At 40.1% G+C, this 19,056-nt stretch carries 16 protein-coding genes; 15 read left to right on the top strand and 1 reads right to left on the bottom strand.

What is annotated here, in order from left to right; genetic code table 11:
• The first annotated feature begins 7 nt into the window (after nt 1-7).
• From aepY to GMA13_RS05960, 8 genes are read left to right on the top strand one after another with little or no spacing between them, the layout of a single operon-like run.
• The gene (gene aepY / locus GMA13_RS05995; RefSeq protein WP_255883172.1) at nt 8-1,147 is read left to right on the top strand and encodes a phosphonopyruvate decarboxylase; all 1,140 of its coding nucleotides are present in this window, start codon (nt 8-10) and stop codon (nt 1,145-1,147) included.
• Entirely contained in the window at nt 1,148-2,050 is a 903-nt protein-coding gene (locus tag GMA13_RS05990) for a peptidase (RefSeq protein WP_255883171.1), read from the top strand.
• A gap of 44 nt (nt 2,051-2,094) precedes the next feature.
• Nucleotides 2,095-3,243 carry an HpcH/HpaI aldolase/citrate lyase family protein gene (locus GMA13_RS05985; RefSeq protein WP_255883170.1) on the top strand — a complete coding sequence of 383 codons (1,149 nt, stop codon included), beginning with the start codon at nt 2,095-2,097 and terminating at the stop codon, nt 3,241-3,243.
• Nucleotides 3,244-3,253: 10 nt separating this feature from the next.
• On the top strand, nt 3,254-3,733 hold the full coding sequence (locus tag GMA13_RS05980) for a fumarate hydratase C-terminal domain-containing protein (RefSeq protein ID WP_255883169.1): 480 nt from the start codon (nt 3,254-3,256) through the stop codon (nt 3,731-3,733).
• Nucleotides 3,733-4,605, top strand: a complete 873-nt coding sequence (locus GMA13_RS05975; protein WP_255883168.1) for a fumarate hydratase — start codon at nt 3,733-3,735, stop codon at nt 4,603-4,605. The genes GMA13_RS05980 and GMA13_RS05975 overlap by 1 nt, the downstream gene beginning before the upstream one ends.
• Before the next feature lie 37 nt (nt 4,606-4,642).
• Nucleotides 4,643-5,458 (top strand): sugar transferase, encoded by an 816-nt coding sequence (locus GMA13_RS05970; protein ID WP_255883167.1) that lies wholly within the window; start codon nt 4,643-4,645, stop codon nt 5,456-5,458.
• Nucleotides 5,455-6,723, top strand: a complete 1,269-nt coding sequence (locus GMA13_RS05965; RefSeq protein ID WP_255883166.1) for an acetyl-CoA carboxylase biotin carboxylase subunit family protein — start codon at nt 5,455-5,457, stop codon at nt 6,721-6,723. Before GMA13_RS05970 ends, GMA13_RS05965 begins: the two co-directional genes overlap by 4 nt.
• 40 nt (nt 6,724-6,763) lie before the next feature.
• Nucleotides 6,764-8,173 carry a lipopolysaccharide biosynthesis protein gene (locus GMA13_RS05960; protein ID WP_255883165.1) on the top strand — a complete coding sequence of 470 codons (1,410 nt, stop codon included), beginning with the start codon at nt 6,764-6,766 and terminating at the stop codon, nt 8,171-8,173.
• A 109-nt stretch (nt 8,174-8,282) separates the two neighbouring features.
• Here GMA13_RS05960 and GMA13_RS05955 read toward each other — a convergent pair whose 3' ends face one another.
• A complete protein-coding gene (locus GMA13_RS05955) occupies nt 8,283-11,114 on the bottom strand; it encodes a hypothetical protein (RefSeq protein ID WP_255883164.1) in 2,832 nt (943 codons plus the stop codon).
• 300 nt (nt 11,115-11,414) lie between these two features.
• On the opposite strand from GMA13_RS05955, the gene galE reads away from it, so the two are divergent.
• From galE to GMA13_RS05920, 7 genes are all read left to right on the top strand, one after another.
• Nucleotides 11,415-12,410: a UDP-glucose 4-epimerase GalE gene (gene galE / locus GMA13_RS05950; protein WP_255883163.1), complete on the top strand. Its 996-nt coding sequence runs from the start codon at nt 11,415-11,417 to the stop codon at nt 12,408-12,410.
• A 53-nt stretch (nt 12,411-12,463) separates the two neighbouring features.
• Nucleotides 12,464-12,772 (top strand): hypothetical protein, encoded by a 309-nt coding sequence (locus GMA13_RS05945; RefSeq protein WP_255883162.1) that lies wholly within the window; start codon nt 12,464-12,466, stop codon nt 12,770-12,772.
• Between the two features lie 338 nt (nt 12,773-13,110).
• A complete protein-coding gene (locus GMA13_RS05940) occupies nt 13,111-14,616 on the top strand; it encodes an amino acid adenylation domain-containing protein (RefSeq protein ID WP_255883161.1) in 1,506 nt (501 codons plus the stop codon).
• 56 nt (nt 14,617-14,672) lie between these two features.
• On the top strand, nt 14,673-14,900 hold the full coding sequence (locus GMA13_RS05935; protein WP_255883160.1) for an acyl carrier protein: 228 nt from the start codon (nt 14,673-14,675) through the stop codon (nt 14,898-14,900).
• A 14-nt stretch (nt 14,901-14,914) separates the two neighbouring features.
• Nucleotides 14,915-16,090: a diaminopimelate decarboxylase gene (locus GMA13_RS05930; RefSeq protein WP_255883159.1), complete on the top strand. Its 1,176-nt coding sequence runs from the start codon at nt 14,915-14,917 to the stop codon at nt 16,088-16,090.
• Between the two features lie 21 nt (nt 16,091-16,111).
• On the top strand, nt 16,112-17,734 hold the full coding sequence (locus tag GMA13_RS05925; protein ID WP_255883158.1) for an MBOAT family protein: 1,623 nt from the start codon (nt 16,112-16,114) through the stop codon (nt 17,732-17,734).
• A gap of 8 nt (nt 17,735-17,742) precedes the next feature.
• On the top strand, nt 17,743-18,882 hold the full coding sequence (locus GMA13_RS05920) for a hypothetical protein (protein WP_255883157.1): 1,140 nt from the start codon (nt 17,743-17,745) through the stop codon (nt 18,880-18,882).
• Nucleotides 18,883-19,056: the final 174 nt, after the last annotated feature.

The raw sequence follows: 19,056 nt of genomic DNA, 5'->3' as shown, positions 1-19,056 counted from the left end.
AGGAAACATGTTAAATCAAGAACGATTTTGTGGTGAGCTTAATAAGAACGGTGTGTCTTTCTTTACGGGAGTGCCGGATTCTTACTTGAATGGATTTTGCAATTATATTTTAAAAAATGTGCCGAATGACAGAAACATAATTGCGGCTAATGAAGGAAATGCAATCGGAATAGCGTCCGGTCATTATTTTGCAACTGAAGAGATTCCGCTTGTATATATGCAGAATTCCGGTATAGGCAACACAGTTAATCCGATAGCTTCGCTTGTGGATGAAAACGTGTATGCTGTCCCGATGCTGCTGTTAATTGGATGGAGAGGTCAGCCCGGCACAGGGGATTGGGCGCAGCACGAGCTTCAGGGAGAAATTACTACAAAGCTGCTTGAGGTAATGCACATTCCTTATGCTGTTCTTGAAGATGATGACGACGCAGCAGCATTAGCTGTTCGTAAGGCTGTTGAGGAGGCTCGCAAGAGCCGCAAACCTTATGGTCTGATTGCGCCGAAAGGCGTTATGGCAGGCGAAAAAGGAAACAACAAGGATGACATATATCCAATGAGCAGAGAGCAGGCAATAGAGGTTATTCTTGACCATATGCCGAAGGATACAATTTACTCTGCTACAACAGGACGGGCAACAAGAGAGTTGTTTTTTCTCAGAGAACGCAGAGGTGAGGGAAAAGAGTGTGATTTCCTGAACGTAGGTTCTATGGGACATGCTTCATCGGTAGCTTTGGGCATAGCAATTTCAAAGCCGGAACGTAAGGTTGTATGTTTGGATGGCGACTCTGCTGCTATGATGCATATGGGTGCTATGACTATGGTCAGTAAGATAAAGGCTCCGAATTTTATCCACGTTGTGCTGAATAACGGAGCTCACGAATCTGTTGGCGGTCAGCCTTCAGCAGGACATCTGATAGATTTTACTTCTATTGCAGCAGCCTGCGGCTATGCTACCGTCGGCAAGGCTGCAGAAAACGAGTATGAGCTGATTGATGCATTGAAACAGCTTCAATATTCAGACAAGGCTGGATTTATTGATGTCAGAATTCACAAGGGTTTAAGCGGAAAATTGCCGCCGCTTGACTTTTCTCATAGAGAGGCTATTGATAATTTGATAAACGAACTGAACCGTAAGGAGGATAAATAAATGAACAGTATGGAACAAACAAGAGCGTTTCTGAAATCTATTAACCTGCCGGAGGGTGACGCTTACAATCTTCCAATGTCGGAAAAACGTTTTTCGGACGGCGGACAGTACCGTTTTGAAGTGCCCGGTATTCAGGGTCCTAAGGTTATGAAAGCTTTGCTTGATGCAATGGACAGCTACGGCATTGCTCTACATCGTGTAACGCAGACTCAAGGAATTATGCGCCTGACAGATAACGAGATTGCCAAGATGGTGGAATATGCTGCAGATTACGGTACTGACCTGATTCTTGCAATAGGACCCAGAGCAACTACTGATACAAGTGCGTCTGTCAATACACCTGAGGGAGTTAGAATGGGATACAGACTTCGTGGTCAGGAGCAGATTGTAAGAGCAGTTGAAGATGTAAAGAGAGCGGCAAAATTAGGCTGCCGAGGCTTCCTTGTTTATGACGAGGGTTGTTTGTGGCTGCTCAACGAGATGCGTAAAGCAGGAGAGATTCCGGCAGACTGCCATTTTAAAATTTCTGCACATGCCGGTCACGGCAATCCGTGTTCCGCAAAGCTTTTGGAAACAATCGGGGCAGATTCAATCAATCCTGTGCGAGATATTCAGCTGCAGATGCTCGCTGCAATGCGTCAGGCAGTAGATTGCCCGATTGATATACATACAGAAAACCCGAAATCAACAGGCGGCTTCATTCGTCACTATGAGGTGCCCGAAATGATTCGTATTGCTGCTCCAATATATTTAAAGACAGGCGGCTCTGTTGCACAGACTCACAGTTGGGACTCAACAGAGGACGATGCAAGAAAACGTGCTAAGCAGGTTAGTCTTGTAAAGCGTATGATTGATGAGTATTATCCGGAGGCTGTTCAGTCACCTAAGGGAAGTATTAAATAAAGAATTTTATAATGAATTAAAAATGAGAGGGATATTAGAGGAATATGAGACATCATCTTTATAATTCGGATTTCAGCTTTGTTGTTGAGCCGGAGAATTTTGATAAGTATACTGAGCGTGAATTGCTTCAATATTGCCTTGGTGCAACCATGTATATGCCAGGCACAAAGGATTTCGCTCCTAAGATTTTGTCGGGAGCAATGCCGGGGTTAACTACTATTGTGTTATGCTTTGAAGACGCTTGTCCCGAGGAGCGGGTTCCGGAAGCCGAGGAGAATGTACATAAATTGCTTGATACGGTTACATCAGCTGTTGAGAACGGAGCATTATCCCCACAGAGAGTCCCGTTGATTTTTGTGCGTGTACGCAATTTGGAGCAATTCAAACATTTCGGAGAAAACTTGACAAAGCATCAGGTTAAATCCCTCTGCGGAATCAATTTCCCAAAGTTCAATGCAGAAAACGGATATGAATATTACGCATATCTTAAAGACTTAAATGAGCGCTTCGGAGAGATTCTATATGGAATGCCAATCATTGAGGATCCTGAAGTGGCTTATAAAGAAACAAGAATGCAGGAGCTTGTAGGAATTAAAAAAATTCTTGATAAATACCATGACCTCGTTCTTCAGGTTCGTGTTGGCGGAACTGATTTTTCCTCAGTGTTTGGTGTGCGCAGAGGCGTAGACTATTCAATTTATGATATTATGACTGTTCGTGAATGTTTATCGGATATCATTAATGTTTGCGGAAGAAATAACGATTATGTTATATCCGGTCCGGTTTGGGAGTATTTCCGTGCTCCGAAAAGATTGATGTTTGAGGAATTGCCGAAGCATAATTTTGAAGATTATTTAATGAAGCGTCTTCCAATCGTTAATAACGAGGTTGACGGCTTGCTTCGTGAGGTAATTCTTGATAAGGCCAACGGCTTTGTAGGTAGAACAGTTATTCACCCAACTCATATAAAATTTGTTAATGCTCTGATGGCTGTTACAAAAGAGGAATACGATGATGCTTGTATGATACTCGGAAATCAGCAGGGTGGAGTTGTAAAGGGTTCCGGTTTAAATAAGATGAATGAGATTAAGCCGCATACAAACTGGGCAACAAAAATTTATATGCGTGCGAGAGCTTACGGTGTAATCGAAAACGAGGCTGCATACATTAAATTGTTTGCGGTAAACGAGTGAGGATATAGCTATGGAAATCTGCACACCAATTACTGACGAAGTAATACAGAGCCTGAATGTTGGAGATATGATTTACATTTCAGGCAATATTTTTTGTGGTCGTGATGCTGTACTGCCCAGAATTGTATGTGGGGAATCCAATGTAGATTTACAGGGGAGTGTTATCTTTCACACCGCTGTCAGCCCGGCAGGCGTTGGTCCAACGTCCAGCAATAAACTGGAGATTGAATCGAGTATTGGGCCTTTGTCTAAGATGGGGGTAAGGCTTCATCTCGGAAAGGGAGCAATTCATACTGAAACGGTTAGAGCTTTAGAGAAATATAATTCGGTTTACGCAGTTATCCCACCGGTTACAGCGCTTTTGGGTGAAAAAACTTTAGAGCAGGAATTGGTTGCTTTTCCTGAATTGGGAATGGAAGCGTTATATCGGTTAAAGGTTGACCGTTACCCTGCAATTATAGCCGCAGCGCATGGAAGGAGTATTTACTGATGGATAATGAACGTATCATAGAGTTGGTAAAAAATACCCTTGTTGCTGCCGGTTCTACCTTTAAACAGGATAAGAAAGATGCCTATTGCCGTGCAATAGCGGCAGAAACAAATGAAAAAGCAAAGTGGGTTATGGAGACAATTCTTGAAAATGCAGAGGCTGCTGAGAAGAACCATAGCCCTTTGTGCGACGATTCAGGTATTCCGCATTTAGTGCTGGAGGTCGGTCCGAATTCTGCTGTTACAGGCAATATGCTTGATGCAATCAAAAAAGGCGTACAGGAAGGCTTGCGGAAGCTACCGGGTCGCCCTATGGGCATTATGGGTGATGACAGTCACCGTATAGATCAGTCAGGCGGACTTAATCCCGATTCAGCAGGGGTGGAGCCTTCTCCGATTTTAGTAAGAAGAACAGAAGAAGATGTTATCCGCCTTCATATTATGATGTTTGGCGGTGGACCTGCAATAAGAGCAAAAACATACAGAGTTTTTCACAAACATAATACACAGGTTGTTATTGATGAAATTGTATCGTGGTCAAAAGAAGCGGTTGCTCAGCTTGGTTGTTCTCCATGCACGCTTGCAGTGGGGATAGGCAGATCTCATTTTGAGGCTTCATCTATGATGATGCAGGCATTAGTTGACGGGACATACGATTATCAGAGCGAAATGGAGAAAGAGATAACCCGCAGAGTAAATGAGTCTGATGTTGGACCGCTTGGTTTACATGGAAATACAAGTGTTCTTGCAACATTTTTGAAGGTTGGACCTCAAAGAGCAAGCGGAGTAAGGATTGTTTGTGTAAGACCGTGCTGTTGCTTTGAGCCGAGAATAGCAAGCGTAGACTTAATTAATAACGAGGAATCATTATGATATTCTGTTCATTTATAGATGAAAGGAAACAGTATCAATGAAATGGGAAGATTTGACAACTGAACAGCGGAGAAAATTAGCTGAAAATTTAGCAGAAGAAAGATTACCTGAGATCAACCTGCATTGCGCAGAAATTGTACCCAGTAGTACTTTCTATGCCCGTTATGTTAAAAGAATAATAGATATATTATTCTCAGCTCTTGTACTTATAATTACATTACCTATTAATTTTGTAATCGGAATTATTACGTTTTTTGATGTTGGATCTCCTATCTTTTTTAAGCAACAGCGCATCGGAAAAAATGAAAAGGTGTTTACAATCGTAAAGTTCAGAAATATGCGCAATGACAGGGATGAAAACGGAGATTTACTTCCTGCCTCTCAGCGTGTAACAAAATTCGGAACATTTGTCAGAAAAACTTCTCTGGATGAGTTGCTCAATTTTTGGAGTATCTTAAAAGGAGATATGAGCCTGATTGGTCCAAGACCACTGCTTCCTCAATATCTTATTCGTTTTAATAAGCACCATAGGTGTAGATTTATGGTTAGGCCGGGTTTGGAATGTCCTCCAAGGAAGCTTACAAACACGGCGTGGACTTGGCAGGAACGCTTTGACAATGATGTGTGGTATGTTGAAAACTTGAGCTTCATTGTGGATTGCAAAATGGTTTTTAATCTGTTTAGATATGCACTTGACCCCAAAATGTCAAGTATGCGGGCAAACGCAAAAATCGGCACATTTATGGGATACAGCAGCGATGGACGTGCGATTACGCATGACGATATTGAACAAGAATATTTTGACGCATTTGTGAATGAGTCCGAGCATAGCAGAATGGAGACAAAAGTATGAGTTCACTTAAGGGAAAAAAATTGTTGGTTCTTGGCGGAAAAGCTATAATGAAGGATATTGTTGTCAGGGCAAAAGAGTTGGGTGTATACACCATCGTTATAGATAACAGATCTTATGAGGTTTCGCCTGCAAAGCAGATTGCAAATAAATATTACAACATCAGTTTCTCAGATATTGATAAAGTGCTGGAATTGATTAATCAGGAGCATATTGACGGAGTTTTGACAGGCTTTACAGATTCATATCTTGAATACTATAAAGAAATATGCGAAAAAGGTGGACTACCGTGCTACGGTGGCAGCCATCAATTTAAAATTGCCACAGATAAATCCGCTTTCAAAAAAGCCTGTGTTGACGCAGGTGTTCCGGTTATACCCGGCAGAGAAGTTACTACTTTGGAGGAAGCAAAAAAAGAAGCGGAAAAGCATGGCTATCCGGTGATTTTAAAGCCTGCAGATAACAGCGGCTCAAGAGGCGTTGTCAAGTGTATTGATGAAAAGAACATTGATGATGCATTTTCATACGCTATGTCTTTTTCTTCCATTGGCGTTGTTATCGTAGAAAAGTTTATGGACTGTGAAAATATAGCAACGTCCTATTTTGCGGCAAACGGAGATGTCAGGCTTACCACTACCTGCGAAAGAAAATTACATATTTCAGAAGATACCGGTTCATCCATTACTTCGTATACTTTATACCCTTCAAAATATACAGATAGATATATTAATGAGGTAAATGATGCAGTAATAGGTATGCTGCAAAAAAATGGTTTCAATAACGGTATGATAGCTTTTCAGACTTTTGTAGATAATAAATCATTCTATTTCTGTGAAATGTGTTTCAGACCGAGCGGAGGTCATCATTATATTTTAATCCAGGATCAGAATAAGGTAGATGAAATGGCGTTGCTTATCGAATTTGCAGTTAGCGGAAATTGCAGAGATTCTTGGAAATTAGATAAAGAAACACCGTATTTTGAAAATGACTGCGCAATGGTTAAAGTAATTGGAACAACAGGAAAAGTTGTACATAGATTTGACGGTGTTGATAAGGTTAGCGAAAGAGAAGAAGTTATTAAAATAATTCCTATGTGTAACATCGGGGATACAGTGGGCGCAGACGGAACAACAGCACAGGTACTTGCAACAATTTGGTACAGATGCAAAGACGGAACAAATCCGGAAGAGCTTGCAGAAGATATTGCAAGTGACTTAATAATTGAAGACGAACAGGGCGAGTCAATAGCAAGAATATCTATAATGTGATTTCTGCAATTTCAAGAAATAACGGAGGGATTGAACAACTATGAGCAGAGAAGGGGCATTGGCGAAGAATACTGCAATTTTAGCTATAGGAACTTTCTTTCCGAAATTTGCAATTTTTATTACACTACCTATCTTAACAGCTTTTTTAACGAAGAATGAGTACGGAACCTACGATTTGGTATTGACCCTTGTATCGTTAATTCTGCCAACGGCAACTCTTCAGATTCAGTCGGCTGCGTTTCGTTACCTGATTGACGTTCGACACGATGAGAAAGAAAAGAAAGCCATAATTACTAACATATACGGGTTTATCATTCCGGTTTCAGCAGTTGCATTGATTATTATGTGGTTTTTTATGTATAACCTTGATTTGCCGGTTAAGCTCATAATAACCGCATATTTCTTCTGCGACATTATTTCAAATGCTAATAAACAGATAATAAGAGGTTTATCTGATAATACCGCATACGCCATTGGCTCTATAATAAGCGCATTAGGTCAGATAATTCTTGTTTTGGTTCTTGTTCTTTGGTTAAAAGAGGGGCTGTTTGGCGGAATTGCTGCAATGTGTGTTGCCGAATTGCTATCATCAGCTTACTTGCTGGTAAAAGGGCATATATTTAGATACATTAGCATACGTGAATTAAGCTTTCATAGGCTTAAGAGACTGCTGTCTTACTCTTGGCCGATGGTACCAAATTCATTGTCACAGTGGATAATGCACGTTTCCGATAGGATTATAATTACCTTTTCTATGGGTCTGGCGGCAAATGCGGTTTATGCCGTAGCTTATAAAATACCGTCCATATTATCATTTGCTCAGACTACATTTAATATGGCTTGGCAGGAGAATGCAACATTGGTATCAAAAGATGATGATGTGGAAAGATATTATTCCTCAATGTTTGCAACTCTTTTCAATATTGTAGCAGGTTGTATGGCATTCTTGATAGGTATTACTCCACTTTTGTTTAAGCTACTGATAAACGGAGATTATGCAGAGGCTTATAACCAAATTCCGATTCTGTATATGGGCATATTCTTTTATTGCCTTTCAGCTTTTTGGGGCGGAATTTATGTGGCATACAAAAAGACAAAGATTGTTGCAACAACTACTATTGCGGCTGCGTTAATGAATTTGGTAATAGATATCGTAGCTATAAATTGGATAGGCTTGTATGCGGCTTCTATATCAACTTTAGTCAGCTATATTTTTCTGTGCATTTTTCGTTTGATAAGCGTTCAGAAGTTCTTAAAGCTAAAATACGATTTCAAATATATTTTTGTAGTTTTAGGAATTTTAACGGTAGAGTGTATTTTAAGCTTTCAACAGCAATTTGTTTTGAATATAGTGAATTTTGTTTTCGGAACTGCTGCATTTTTGTTCTTGAATCGTAAATTGATAAGTGTAGTGTTAAATAAAGTAAAAAAGATTTTAGATAAAAAATAAAAAGAATTTTCTGAAATTAAATAAATAAAAACAGTGCTGCCGCAGATGAATATAGTCATTTGCAACAGCACTGTTTTGTCTAATAGTTCTATGTTGAGTAAAAACGATATTATGTTGCGGCTGTCGGAATAAAAGTCAATCGACCTCCGAAATTTCTGCCACGGGTGCCACCGCCGTAATGGCAAGCCCATGAGCAAGCCCCGGCAATACGGTCATAATACCAGCCGCCGCCAATTCGTGCAATATTGTATCCGTTCAGGTTTTCAGTTGCATAGCAGTAGTCGCCAACCGGAAGTGAAGAATTTCCTCCTGTTTCAGAAGGCATCAACAGCCAATCGTATTCTTCCTTTCCATAGCCCATTGCATTGATATATCCGCTTTCACTTGGAATAGTAAAACCGGCAGCTTTGTAATTGTCGCTGTGAGTAGACTCTGCAAAATTCAAGTCGTCGGCAATAAAAGGTTGACCGCCATCCATATTGCCGTCACCCCAGATGTTAATACCGTTAACACACTTCCAGATATTGCCCCAAGGATTCTCTATGCCACGATAGGATACTGACACCTTGCCGGATTCAGTATATATGCTGCCACTACCGTTGATTGTATTCATCGTCTGAATAGCCTGACCGGTTGTGTTACCTAATAAACTTGTTGCGCCGGTAATAGAAGAGCAGTTGTATGCTGTATCGTCTGTAATATTAACAACACCGGGACCAATAGCCGATTGCATGTTCATTGTTCCAAGCTCAATCATCATTAATAATTGATTTGCAGATACGGATTTAATAGTATCACAGTGCCAGCCTGTGCCTCTGTTTGCCGAAAGAGTTTCAAAATTTGCTCTGGTAAGATTTTTATATAAGCCTGAAATCGGTTTAATTCCTGATATGGAACAGATTAGGTCTGAACTTAAATCTATATCTGTTGATGTATCTGAATCGTCGGTAATGTATTTATTGGTAGAGGCTTCATACATACTTCCTTCATAGGCAGAATATAAGATATAATCAACTTCATTTCCGTCAGCGTCAAAAAATGCAGGATGAAGCTTAAACCCATCGTGCGGCCTTGATGTAACATAATAATTCGCTTTGCGCATATGATAGCCAATTCCTGTCGATTTGTTTTTCTCGTAAATCACAGGAACAACCTTGTAGTAAAAGGCAGGCTGATAAACCATAACCTGACCGTTAGAGCCATCTTCAGCATAATTTTCATCACCGTAATATGCGGTGATTATACCATCATCATCAACATTACAACGCCTTCTGCCGCCATACATTTTAAATTTATCAAAATCTGTACCGGCTGATAAATCAATAGCTCCGGCTAATCGCATGAACTTCCTGTTTTCAAAATCCACTTGAAGTCCGACAACTTCATCGCCCAACCCGATGTTAGCCTTTATGTCTGATATTTCCTTTAATGCTGTCGCAGCTTTGTTCTCAAGGTCAGTTATTCTTGTATTAAACGCTGTGTCTGTGTTAGTGTGTGTTTCAATATCTTCGCTAATTCTCATAACACTCTCTTGAACGTCTGAAATATCATTTTCAGCAACAGTCAACCTTTCACTGTTGTCGTTGACAGTGGATTTTACAGCTTCAAAAGCCTGTTTATCAGCCAAAACATCGGAAGTAATAGATGCAATATCCCTCTGAATGTTTTCAACAGCTGACTTAACCTCCGCAACATTGTCGCTGTTCTTCTTGATTTCAGTAGAGTGTGTCAAGAGTGTTTGGCTCATTTTGTTTACTTCAGTCTGTAAATTATCAATAGCAGCTGTGTGATTTTCAAGCTTGCCTTCTGCAACCGTAATCCTGAAGCTGTTTGATGTTATGTCGGCTTTTATCTCGCTCAATAAGTCACGTTCCTCACTATCGCTTACATAGGCGCACACACTTTGAATCATCAATTTGGGTGCGCTGCCGTCAGATGGAGCAGGAATGTAAACACCTAAGCCGTTAAATTCAGTTTTATCACCGCCAAGCTTAAATGTCTGACCTGTGTCGCCAAGAAGTGTCCAAAGTGTTACCCATTCGCCTGTGGATATAGTTTGACAGGATGAATTTGCCCCGACATATTCGGTTATGTTTGAATGTATAATGTTGCTGTCGCACAAATAGTTGTAGTAGTCTAAATATCGTCCGCCGATAGGGAAGACCTTTAAATCGCTCTCAACGGCTTTAAGCCTCATTGATACGAGAATTTGTTTACTACTGCCACGCATAATTTGAATTGGTTTATCAAACATTGCGTAAACACTGCCCGGATTCCCCGTTGTTCCTTGAGCAACTACGCATCCGTCCTCAGCAGTAAGCGTTAAACCGTTTGTTTGAAAGTGCTCTGAGCCGATATTATCCGCCGTAAACCCGACCGATTGCTTCACGCAATTTTTGGCGTTTAAAAAACGCTGAGCAGTTAAAGCGGACTTTTCTATCGCATTAATTCTGTCACCAAGAAGCTTGTAGCCGCCTCTTGAATCCTTAACCTCGCTTTCTCCGACTTCGGGGTTGTTAAGCGTTGCTTCTATTCTTGAGGTCAATGCGTTGAGCGCTGAAAATTCAGGTGTGTTTGCCGCTGTTCCGTCACCGATAGATTCAGAAACGTAGATGTAAATTATCGGACTTGATACTACTGCACCTGTGTTATCAAATAGTGTGAGCTGAAGCTTGTGGTTCCCCGTATGAGCAAGCATAGCACTTGTAAGCGGCGCAATAACTCGGTTGTCAAGAATCTCACATTCACCTATGTCAACTGTTTCATTATTATAACTGCATTTCAGCTGAGCTGAGCAATCTGAAATGTCAGCCTCGGAACCGTCGGATGTTAGCGTTACAACCAGTCGCCTGCCGGCTGTGTCACCCTGAACAGCAAACGACGGAATGCAATTCGGCTTTTTTAAGTCGACGGTAATAGGATAATCAATTTGTAATGCCATTAAATCACCTCAAATAAAAATATTACGGCGATACTGAATAGAGCAGTACCGCCAAATTTCTCCGCCTAATATAATTATAGAACAAATGTTCTATAAAATAAATAGCTTATCTAAAATTTGTGTCAAAGAAAACAGTGCTGTTTTGTTTTTAGGACAGCGCAAAAAATTAAGCAAAAAAAGCTTGACAATAATTTATTCTGTTAATAGTTTCCAAATTACGCCAATAAAACAAAAACATTTGACATTTTATGTTTTTTATTAGATAATTAAATTATAGATATATTACAAAGGAGATTTACAATGAAAATTCTTGTGCTCGGCGGAGCAGGATATATCGGCTCACACACAGTTTATAGCCTTGTTGAAAAAGGAAATGATGTTGTAATATTTGATAATTTTGAAACAGGCTATATTGAGGCGGCTCATCCCGATGCTAAGGTTTATAAGGGTGACCTGCGTAATCGTGCGGATATAAATAGCGTTCTTGATAAGGAAACGGGTATAAACGCCGTGATACACTTTGCCGCAAATTCACTTGTCGGTGAAAGTATGACAAATCCGCTTAAATACTACGATAATAACCTGTGCGGTACAAAGGTTTTACTTGAGTCATTGGTAGCACACGGAATAAAAAATATAGTATTTTCATCAACAGCGGCAACCTATGGCGAGCCGATACATACTCCTATTCTTGAAAATGACCCGACCAACCCAACTAACTGCTACGGCGAAACTAAAAGAGCTATGGAGAGAATGTTCTATTGGACAGAACAAGCTCACGGCTTAAAATACGTTTCTCTGCGCTACTTCAATGCCTGCGGAGCGCATATAAGCGGTAAAATAGGCGAGGCTCACAACCCTGAAACACACCTTATCCCAATTATTTTGCAGGCGACAAACGGGACGAGAGATCACGTAAGCATATTCGGAACGGACTATAACACTCCCGACGGAACCTGTATTCGTGACTATATTCATGTGACCGACCTTGCACAGGCTCATATTTTAGCTGTTGAGTATCTTTTAAACGGTGGTGAAAGCGATATTTTTAACCTTGGCAATGGCGTTGGCTTCTCTGTTAGGGAAGTGATTGAAACAGCTAAGAAGGTTACAGGGAAGAAGATAAAGGTGATTGAGGAGGAACGCCGTGCAGGTGACCCTGCAATACTTATTGCTTCAAGCGAAAAGGCGAAGAAAGTTCTTGGCTGGAAACCTGAATTTGACGACCTCTCAACGATAATTGAAACTGCGTGGAAATGGCACAGCACACATCCAAACGGCTACAATACTAATTAATAAAGGTTTGGGATAAAGTCTTATTGACGACTTTCCTGAAAAAGGAGGACAATATGAAGACTTTAAGAAAAATTACTGCGATATTATTATCAGCTGCTTGCGCAGCAGCTTTCTGCTCCTGTGCTCAGCAATACCCAGCGGCAAGCGATTTCAGCGCAAATGAAATTGAGAATTCATATAACAATACCTTGAGCGGCGCAAGAATGGGATATCATAACAATACGCTTTATTGTCCCAAATATACCAACGGAAGTTCGTTTAATGGTGTTTATGCAGTAAACAATGATGGGGTTGAAGAAATCGTCGAAGGCAATGCACCTAACCGTCCACGAAAGTGTGACGGTTTTTTCTTGCCCACTTGACACAGTGGAGTGTTTGCGATATACTATATTGTACTATAATCAATAGAACAATCCGGTGCAATCTCTAAGGTTCTACAAAATATTCTTTTAAAAAGGATTCGTTCTTATATATATAAATCGTCAAAAAGTAACATTGAAATTGTGTGGCTTTTTCGTGCATTACCTTGCTGAATATTTGATAAAGATAATTTTGATATATTTTCAAGGCTTTGCGGTAAAAAGCCTTGACTATCAAAGCAAAAAAACATACAATATAATGAAGAATAATGAAGAAACTTGTGGTTTATTGGCTTTTTCAAGGTTTTGCAAAATAACTGCAAATATAACAGAGGTATTTTATGAATATATCAGTATTGGATTGGCTTAACTGCACAGCAGAAAAATATCCCAACAAAACTGCTTTTTCCGATTCTGAAAAGAGCATATCTTTTTCTGAATACAACCGCTACACCAAATCAATAGGTTCTTACCTTGCTGAATTTGTGACAGCGGGGAGTCCTGTTGTTGTTATGACAGGCAGACATATTTTTACTCCGGCTTGCTTTCTCGGAATTGTAAGGGCAGGCTGTTTTTATGCACCTATTGATGCGACTATGCCGCAGGCAAGGTTGAATCAAATCATAAATGTTATTAAAGCAGAATATATGATTGTTGACAGAGAGCATCTTGAAATTGCAAGTGCACTCGATTTCAGCGGCAGAATAATTGTTATGGAGGATATTCTTGACTATCCCTGCAACGAAAGTCTGCTTGCTCAGGCTGTTTCATTTTTAAATGAGCAGGCGCCGCTTTATGTTATTTTTACTTCAGGTTCAACAGGAGTGCCAAAAGGCGTAATTACCTCTCATCATTCGCTTATGTGTTATATTGACGCTGTAAGCGAGGTGCTTAAGGTAGATGATAACGATGTATTCGGCAGCCAGTCGCCTCTTGACTATATTGCGGCAGTACGTGATATCTACCTGCCGATAAAAACAGGAGCCTCAACGGTAATAATTCCTAAAAGTGAGTTTTCAATGCCGACTCAGCTTTTTGATACGCTCAATAAGAATAAGGTAACCGCTCTGTGCTGGAGTGTTGCCGGAGTTGAGCTTCCTGCAAAGCTTGGAGCTTTTGATGTGTTAAAGCCTGAATATCTTAAAAAGGTTTGTTTTTCAGGCTCAGTAATGCCGGGTAAATACCTTAGAATATGGCAGCAGGCTTTGCCTGATGTTATGTATGTTAACCAGTACGGACCTACCGAGGCAACCGCATCCTGCACATATTATGTTGTTGATAAAGAGGTTACAGACGATACCGTTTTGCCGATTGGCGTTCCATACAAGAACTACTCTATTATGTTGCTCAACGAAGACGGAACAGCAACACAGCAGGGCGAAATTGGCGAAATTTGTGTAAAAGGCCCGATTCTTGCGCTCGGCTATTACGGCAATCCGGAAAAAACTGACGAATCCTTTATTCAGAATCCTCTGAATAAAAACTACCGTGAGCTTATTTACAAAACAGGTGACCTCGGCAGCTGGAACGAGGACGGGCTTCTTGAGTTTCACGGAAGAATGGACCGTCAGATTAAGCATATGGGACACAGAATTGAGCTTGGTGAAATAGAAGCAACAGCAAAACAGCTTGATAATATTTCAGACTGCTGTGCTTTGTATAATAAAGAAAAGGAGCATTTGTACCTGTTCTATACAGGCATTGCTTCGTCAAAAGAAATTGTTCTGCATTTCAGAAGAATTCTGCCGGCGTTTATGGTGCCGAGAAAGCTTGTAAATTTAGATGCACTTCCAGTGCTTCCAAACGGCAAAACTGATATGCAGGCATTAAAGACTTATTTCAAATAATTACAATTACAAGAGAACATAATAAACAATTAAAATTACAGAAAGAGGTAAATAAAATGGAAGAATTAATGGAAATATTAGGCGAATTAAGACCTGACGTAGATTTTGAAAACGAAACAGCGCTTATCACAGACGGCATACTTGACTCTTTTGACATAGTTGCGCTTGTTGGCGAGCTTAATGATGCGTTTGACATTGAAATCAAGCCAAACAACCTTGTTCCGGATAACTTTAATTCCGCTAAGGCAATGATGGCTCTCATTGAGCAACTTCAGGATGAATAATAAAGAGGTTTTCTATGAACGAAACACTTTTAAGGCAGCTTCTTGCTGACGTTAAAACACCGTCATATATTTTTAATCAGGATGAATTCTTAAATCGTGCTAATCTTGTAAGAAAAGCGTTTGGTGAGAAAACAGGTCTGTGTTTTTCAATTAAAGCTAATCCGTTTTTGCTCGGTTGCCTTCCTGATACGTTTAATAAAATAGAGGTGTGCAGTCCGGGTGAGCTTACAATCTGCATAAAAACCGGAATTGACAGCTCGAAAATCATTTTTTCAGGAGTCAACAAAACCGCAGCAGATGTTGAGCGTGCTATGGAATACGGTGCCGGTACCTTTACAGCAGAAAGCTTTCTCCACGTATCCCTTATTAACAACAGTGCAATTAATAGAGGCATAACAGTGCCTGTTCTTGTCCGTGTTACGGGCGGAAGTCAATTTGGAATGGACGAGAATGACGTTATCTCTCTTATTAACAACCGGCACAAATATAAGGGCGTTGAGTTTGTAGGTCTGCATTACTTCACAGGAACTCAAAAACGCAAGCCTGCCGCAATCGAAAAGGAGCTTGACTACATTTCGCACTTCGCTGAAAGACTGAAAGCCGAAACAGGATTTGAAACTAAGCGAATTGAATACGGCACGGGTCTTGCAGTTGACTATTTCAAGGACAACGCTGACGAGCTTGAGCAGGAACGCCTTGAGGCTATATCTGCCAAGGTAAGGCAAATTTCAAATAGGTATGAGCTGACAGTCGAGATGGGCAGATTTTTTGCCGCCTCCTGCGGTTATTACCTGACAAGGGTAATGGACGTTAAAACTAATTGCGGAGTAAACTATGCAATTTGTGACGGAGGACTTAACCAGCTTAAGTATGACGGTCAGATACAGGGAATGCAGATTCCGAAAATCATACATATTAAGAATAATGAAGCAGCAGAATCTAAGCTTCAGAAGTGGACTCTTTGCGGAAGCCTTTGCACAACAGCGGATATTCTTGCAAGAGATGCTCAGTTTGACTCGCTTGAAATAGGAGATACGCTTGTGTTTTGCCGCACGGGAGCATATTCTGCTATGGAGGGAATGGCTGTTTTTCTTAGCAGAGAAATGCCTGTTATATCTCTTTATTCTAAGGCACAGGGACTAAAAATTTTGCGCAATCTTATTTATACCGATATTTTTAACACACCATAAATTGTATTAGAGGAAGATATTTTGAGCTATACATCATTTAACTTTTTAATTTTTGTATTGGCTGCAATGCTGTTGTATTTTCTATTTCCTTTAAAAAAGCAAAAATGGGTTGTGCTACTCGTTGCAAGCTATGTATTTTATCTTTTCGCAGGATATAAGTATGTAGCTTTTATATTGTTTACAACCCTCAGTACATATCTTATAGCTTTATGGATTGAGAAAATTTCAACTGCATCAAAGGCAATAATAAAACAGAATAAAAACGAATGGAGCAGGGAGAAGAAGAAGGAATATAAGGACAAAATCAAGACAAGAAAACGCCTTGTAATGGCACTTGCGCTTGTACTGAATTTTGGTATTCTTGCTTTTCTTAAGTATTATAACTTTTTTGCAGGAAGTTTGAATGATATTTTCACATCCTTTGGAATGGATTTTTCTGCTCCAACCCTCAGCCTCTTCCTGCCGCTTGGCATTTCGTTCTACACGTTCCAGTCAATGGGATATGTAGTAGACGTATATAGGGAAAAGACCCCTGCCGAGCGAAATCCGTTTAAGTTTGCTTTGTTTGTTTCGTTTTTTCCGCAGATTATTCAAGGTCCTATCAGCATTTACGACCAACTTGCTCATCAGCTTTACGAGCCGCACAGCTTTGATTTTACACGCTTTAAGCATGGCTTACAGTTGATTTTGTGGGGACTTGTAAAGAAAATGATATTTGCCGACCGAGCTGTTATTGCAATCAATACGGTAACTGCTAATTACGGCGACTACAACGGAACGACGCTTATGTTTACTATTTTGCTTTATGCTTTCCAGCTTTATGCAGATTTTTCCGGTGGTATCGACATTTCGAGAGGCGTTGCTCAGATATTCGGTATAGATATGATGGAAAATTTCAAGCGTCCGTATTTCTCTAAGGATATCAACGAGTATTGGCGCAGATGGCATATGTCGCTTGGTAATTGGTTTAAAAATTACCTGTTCTATCCGCTTGCAATGTCATCGCTTTTTATAAACATAAGCAAGAAGATGAAGTCCACAAAATTTGGTTCAACCGTTGCCGGAGCGCACATTGCTAAGGTGCTTCCGACAAGTATAGCGTCCTTTATTGTGTTCTTTATGGTCGGCGTATGGCACGGTGCAAATTGGAAGTATATTGGGTTCGGCGTATGGAACGGCGGTATTATAATGCTGTCTGTTCTTATGAAGCCGACTTTTGAATGGATTCATAAAAAGCTTCATATCAACGCCCGGTCTTTCCCGTACACCGTATTCCAAATTTTCAGGACGTTTATTGTTGTTCTTGTCGGCTATGTTTTTGATGTTGCACCTTCATTTTCTGAGGCTATAAATACCTTTGGGCTGTTCTTTACAGACCAAAATCTCTCAGTAGGGTACTTGCAGATTAGTACGCTCGGACTCGGCAAAAAAGAATACCTGTTGCTTTTGGTGGGAGTCATTCTTATATTCATTGTCAGTCTTATACAGGAGCGCAACGAAAAGACAACTATACGGAGTATGCTTGACAAAAAGCCGTTTATTATCCGCTGGGCAGTTGTGTTTATAGCGGTAATGTCGCTTGTCATTTTTGGCGTTTATGGCTCAGGCTTTAATGCCGCCGACTTTGTATATATGCAGTTTTAGAGGTTCATATGAAAAAGAAAAAATATATTATCCGAGCTGTAAAGGTTCTTTCACTTCTGACAGCGATTGTATTGCTGACTGCATTTTTGCAGGAATTTGTACTTTGCCATGCTGACCATAACAGAGAGCGTATCAAGGGCTTTTATCTTGAGGATAAGGATTCAATTGATGTTGTGTTAATTGGAGCAAGCGAAATTTATTCAAGCTATGCACCGGGATACGCCTATGAAAAATTCGGCTTCACAAGCTATCCTATTGCAACGCAGTCAAATATTATATCGAGTTACAAAAACCAAATAAAGGCAGCAATAGAGCAGCAGCACCCGAAGCTTATCGTTGTTGAAATAAACGGTGCGCTTTACGGCAATGACAAACAACTTGAAAAGGAAGCTAATTTCAGAAATTATGCTGACAATATTCCTTTAGACAGTAATAAAATTGAGCTTGTTCAGGGCTTTGCACCTGACAATCAGATTGAGCATTATGTGCCTATTATAAAATACCATTCTGTATGGAATGACTGGCCTGCCGGCTTGAAATGGAATCTTTCTATTATGCAGGACAGGCTGAGGGGTTATAACCTGCTTAAGGGTATTAAGAGTAAATCTCAAATATTCAAGCCGAGGGAAAAGGTCTATAATGACACCCTGAAAAACAATAATCAAAAAAAGGCGCTCACCCAAAAATCTGAAGCATATCTTCGTGAGCTTCTTGAGTACTGTAAATCCGAGAATCTTACTAATGTTGTTTTTACAAGATTTCCTCACGTAGTAACTAAAAAATCTCTTTCAAGATTTATGCGAACTAACACCGCAGCTGATATAGTAGCTGAATATGGCTATGATTTTCTTAACTTTGAGAAAAACTTTGAAGATACCGGTCTTGAAGCTCCTGATGATTTCTATAATCTTGACCATCTTAATATTTACGGTCAAAAAAAGTTTACTGAATACTTAGGCAATATACTTTGCAGTAAGTACGGTGTTTCCGAAAGCATACTTACCGACTCCCAAAAGGCAGAGTGGGATACCTGTGCTGAATACTACAATGCCTATTACAAGTACACCGAGGATTTAATTAATAAAGGAAAGGTCGACGAGATCGGCGAAGAGTGTTTTGATATGGAGAAAATAAAAAAGTTTCTTTAGGCATTGAAAAACTAAAAAATAAATCCCTTGAATAGCTCGTTTGAACTGTGAACTGCCCCAAGTTATGCAGACAGTACAAAAAAGCCTACTTGATGTAGTTAAAATTAAAATTTAAGCAACAAACTGATTTCGTTTTTCTAGCGGAGTCAGTTTTGTTTTTGTTTGAATACGATA

This window comes from Ruminococcus sp. zg-924, assembly GCF_024433635.1.
Classification (GTDB): domain Bacteria; phylum Bacillota; class Clostridia; order Oscillospirales; family Acutalibacteraceae; genus UBA7067.
The sequence above is the reverse complement of the archived record's forward strand: the minus strand, read 5'-3'. Positions and strand labels throughout refer to the sequence as shown.

Bases quoted from the DNA above. Each gene is read 5' to 3' on its own strand.
- aepY (WP_255883172.1), top strand. From the start codon at position 8: ATGTTAAATCAAGAACGATTTTGTGGTGAGCTTAATAAGAACGGTGTG.
- GMA13_RS05990 (WP_255883171.1), top strand. From the start codon at position 1,148: ATGAACAGTATGGAACAAACAAGAGCGTTTCTGAAATCTATTAACCTG.
- GMA13_RS05985 (WP_255883170.1), top strand. From the start codon at position 2,095: ATGAGACATCATCTTTATAATTCGGATTTCAGCTTTGTTGTTGAGCCG.
- GMA13_RS05980 (WP_255883169.1), top strand. From the start codon at position 3,254: ATGGAAATCTGCACACCAATTACTGACGAAGTAATACAGAGCCTGAAT.
- GMA13_RS05975 (WP_255883168.1), top strand. From the start codon at position 3,733: ATGGATAATGAACGTATCATAGAGTTGGTAAAAAATACCCTTGTTGCT.
- GMA13_RS05970 (WP_255883167.1), top strand. From the start codon at position 4,643: ATGAAATGGGAAGATTTGACAACTGAACAGCGGAGAAAATTAGCTGAA.
- GMA13_RS05965 (WP_255883166.1), top strand. From the start codon at position 5,455: ATGAGTTCACTTAAGGGAAAAAAATTGTTGGTTCTTGGCGGAAAAGCT.
- GMA13_RS05960 (WP_255883165.1), top strand. From the start codon at position 6,764: ATGAGCAGAGAAGGGGCATTGGCGAAGAATACTGCAATTTTAGCTATA.
- GMA13_RS05955 (WP_255883164.1), bottom strand. From the start codon at position 11,114: ATGGCATTACAAATTGATTATCCTATTACCGTCGACTTAAAAAAGCCG.
- galE (WP_255883163.1), top strand. From the start codon at position 11,415: ATGAAAATTCTTGTGCTCGGCGGAGCAGGATATATCGGCTCACACACA.
- GMA13_RS05945 (WP_255883162.1), top strand. From the start codon at position 12,464: ATGAAGACTTTAAGAAAAATTACTGCGATATTATTATCAGCTGCTTGC.
- GMA13_RS05940 (WP_255883161.1), top strand. From the start codon at position 13,111: ATGAATATATCAGTATTGGATTGGCTTAACTGCACAGCAGAAAAATAT.
- GMA13_RS05935 (WP_255883160.1), top strand. From the start codon at position 14,673: ATGGAAGAATTAATGGAAATATTAGGCGAATTAAGACCTGACGTAGAT.
- GMA13_RS05930 (WP_255883159.1), top strand. From the start codon at position 14,915: ATGAACGAAACACTTTTAAGGCAGCTTCTTGCTGACGTTAAAACACCG.
- GMA13_RS05920 (WP_255883157.1), top strand. From the start codon at position 17,743: ATGAAAAAGAAAAAATATATTATCCGAGCTGTAAAGGTTCTTTCACTT.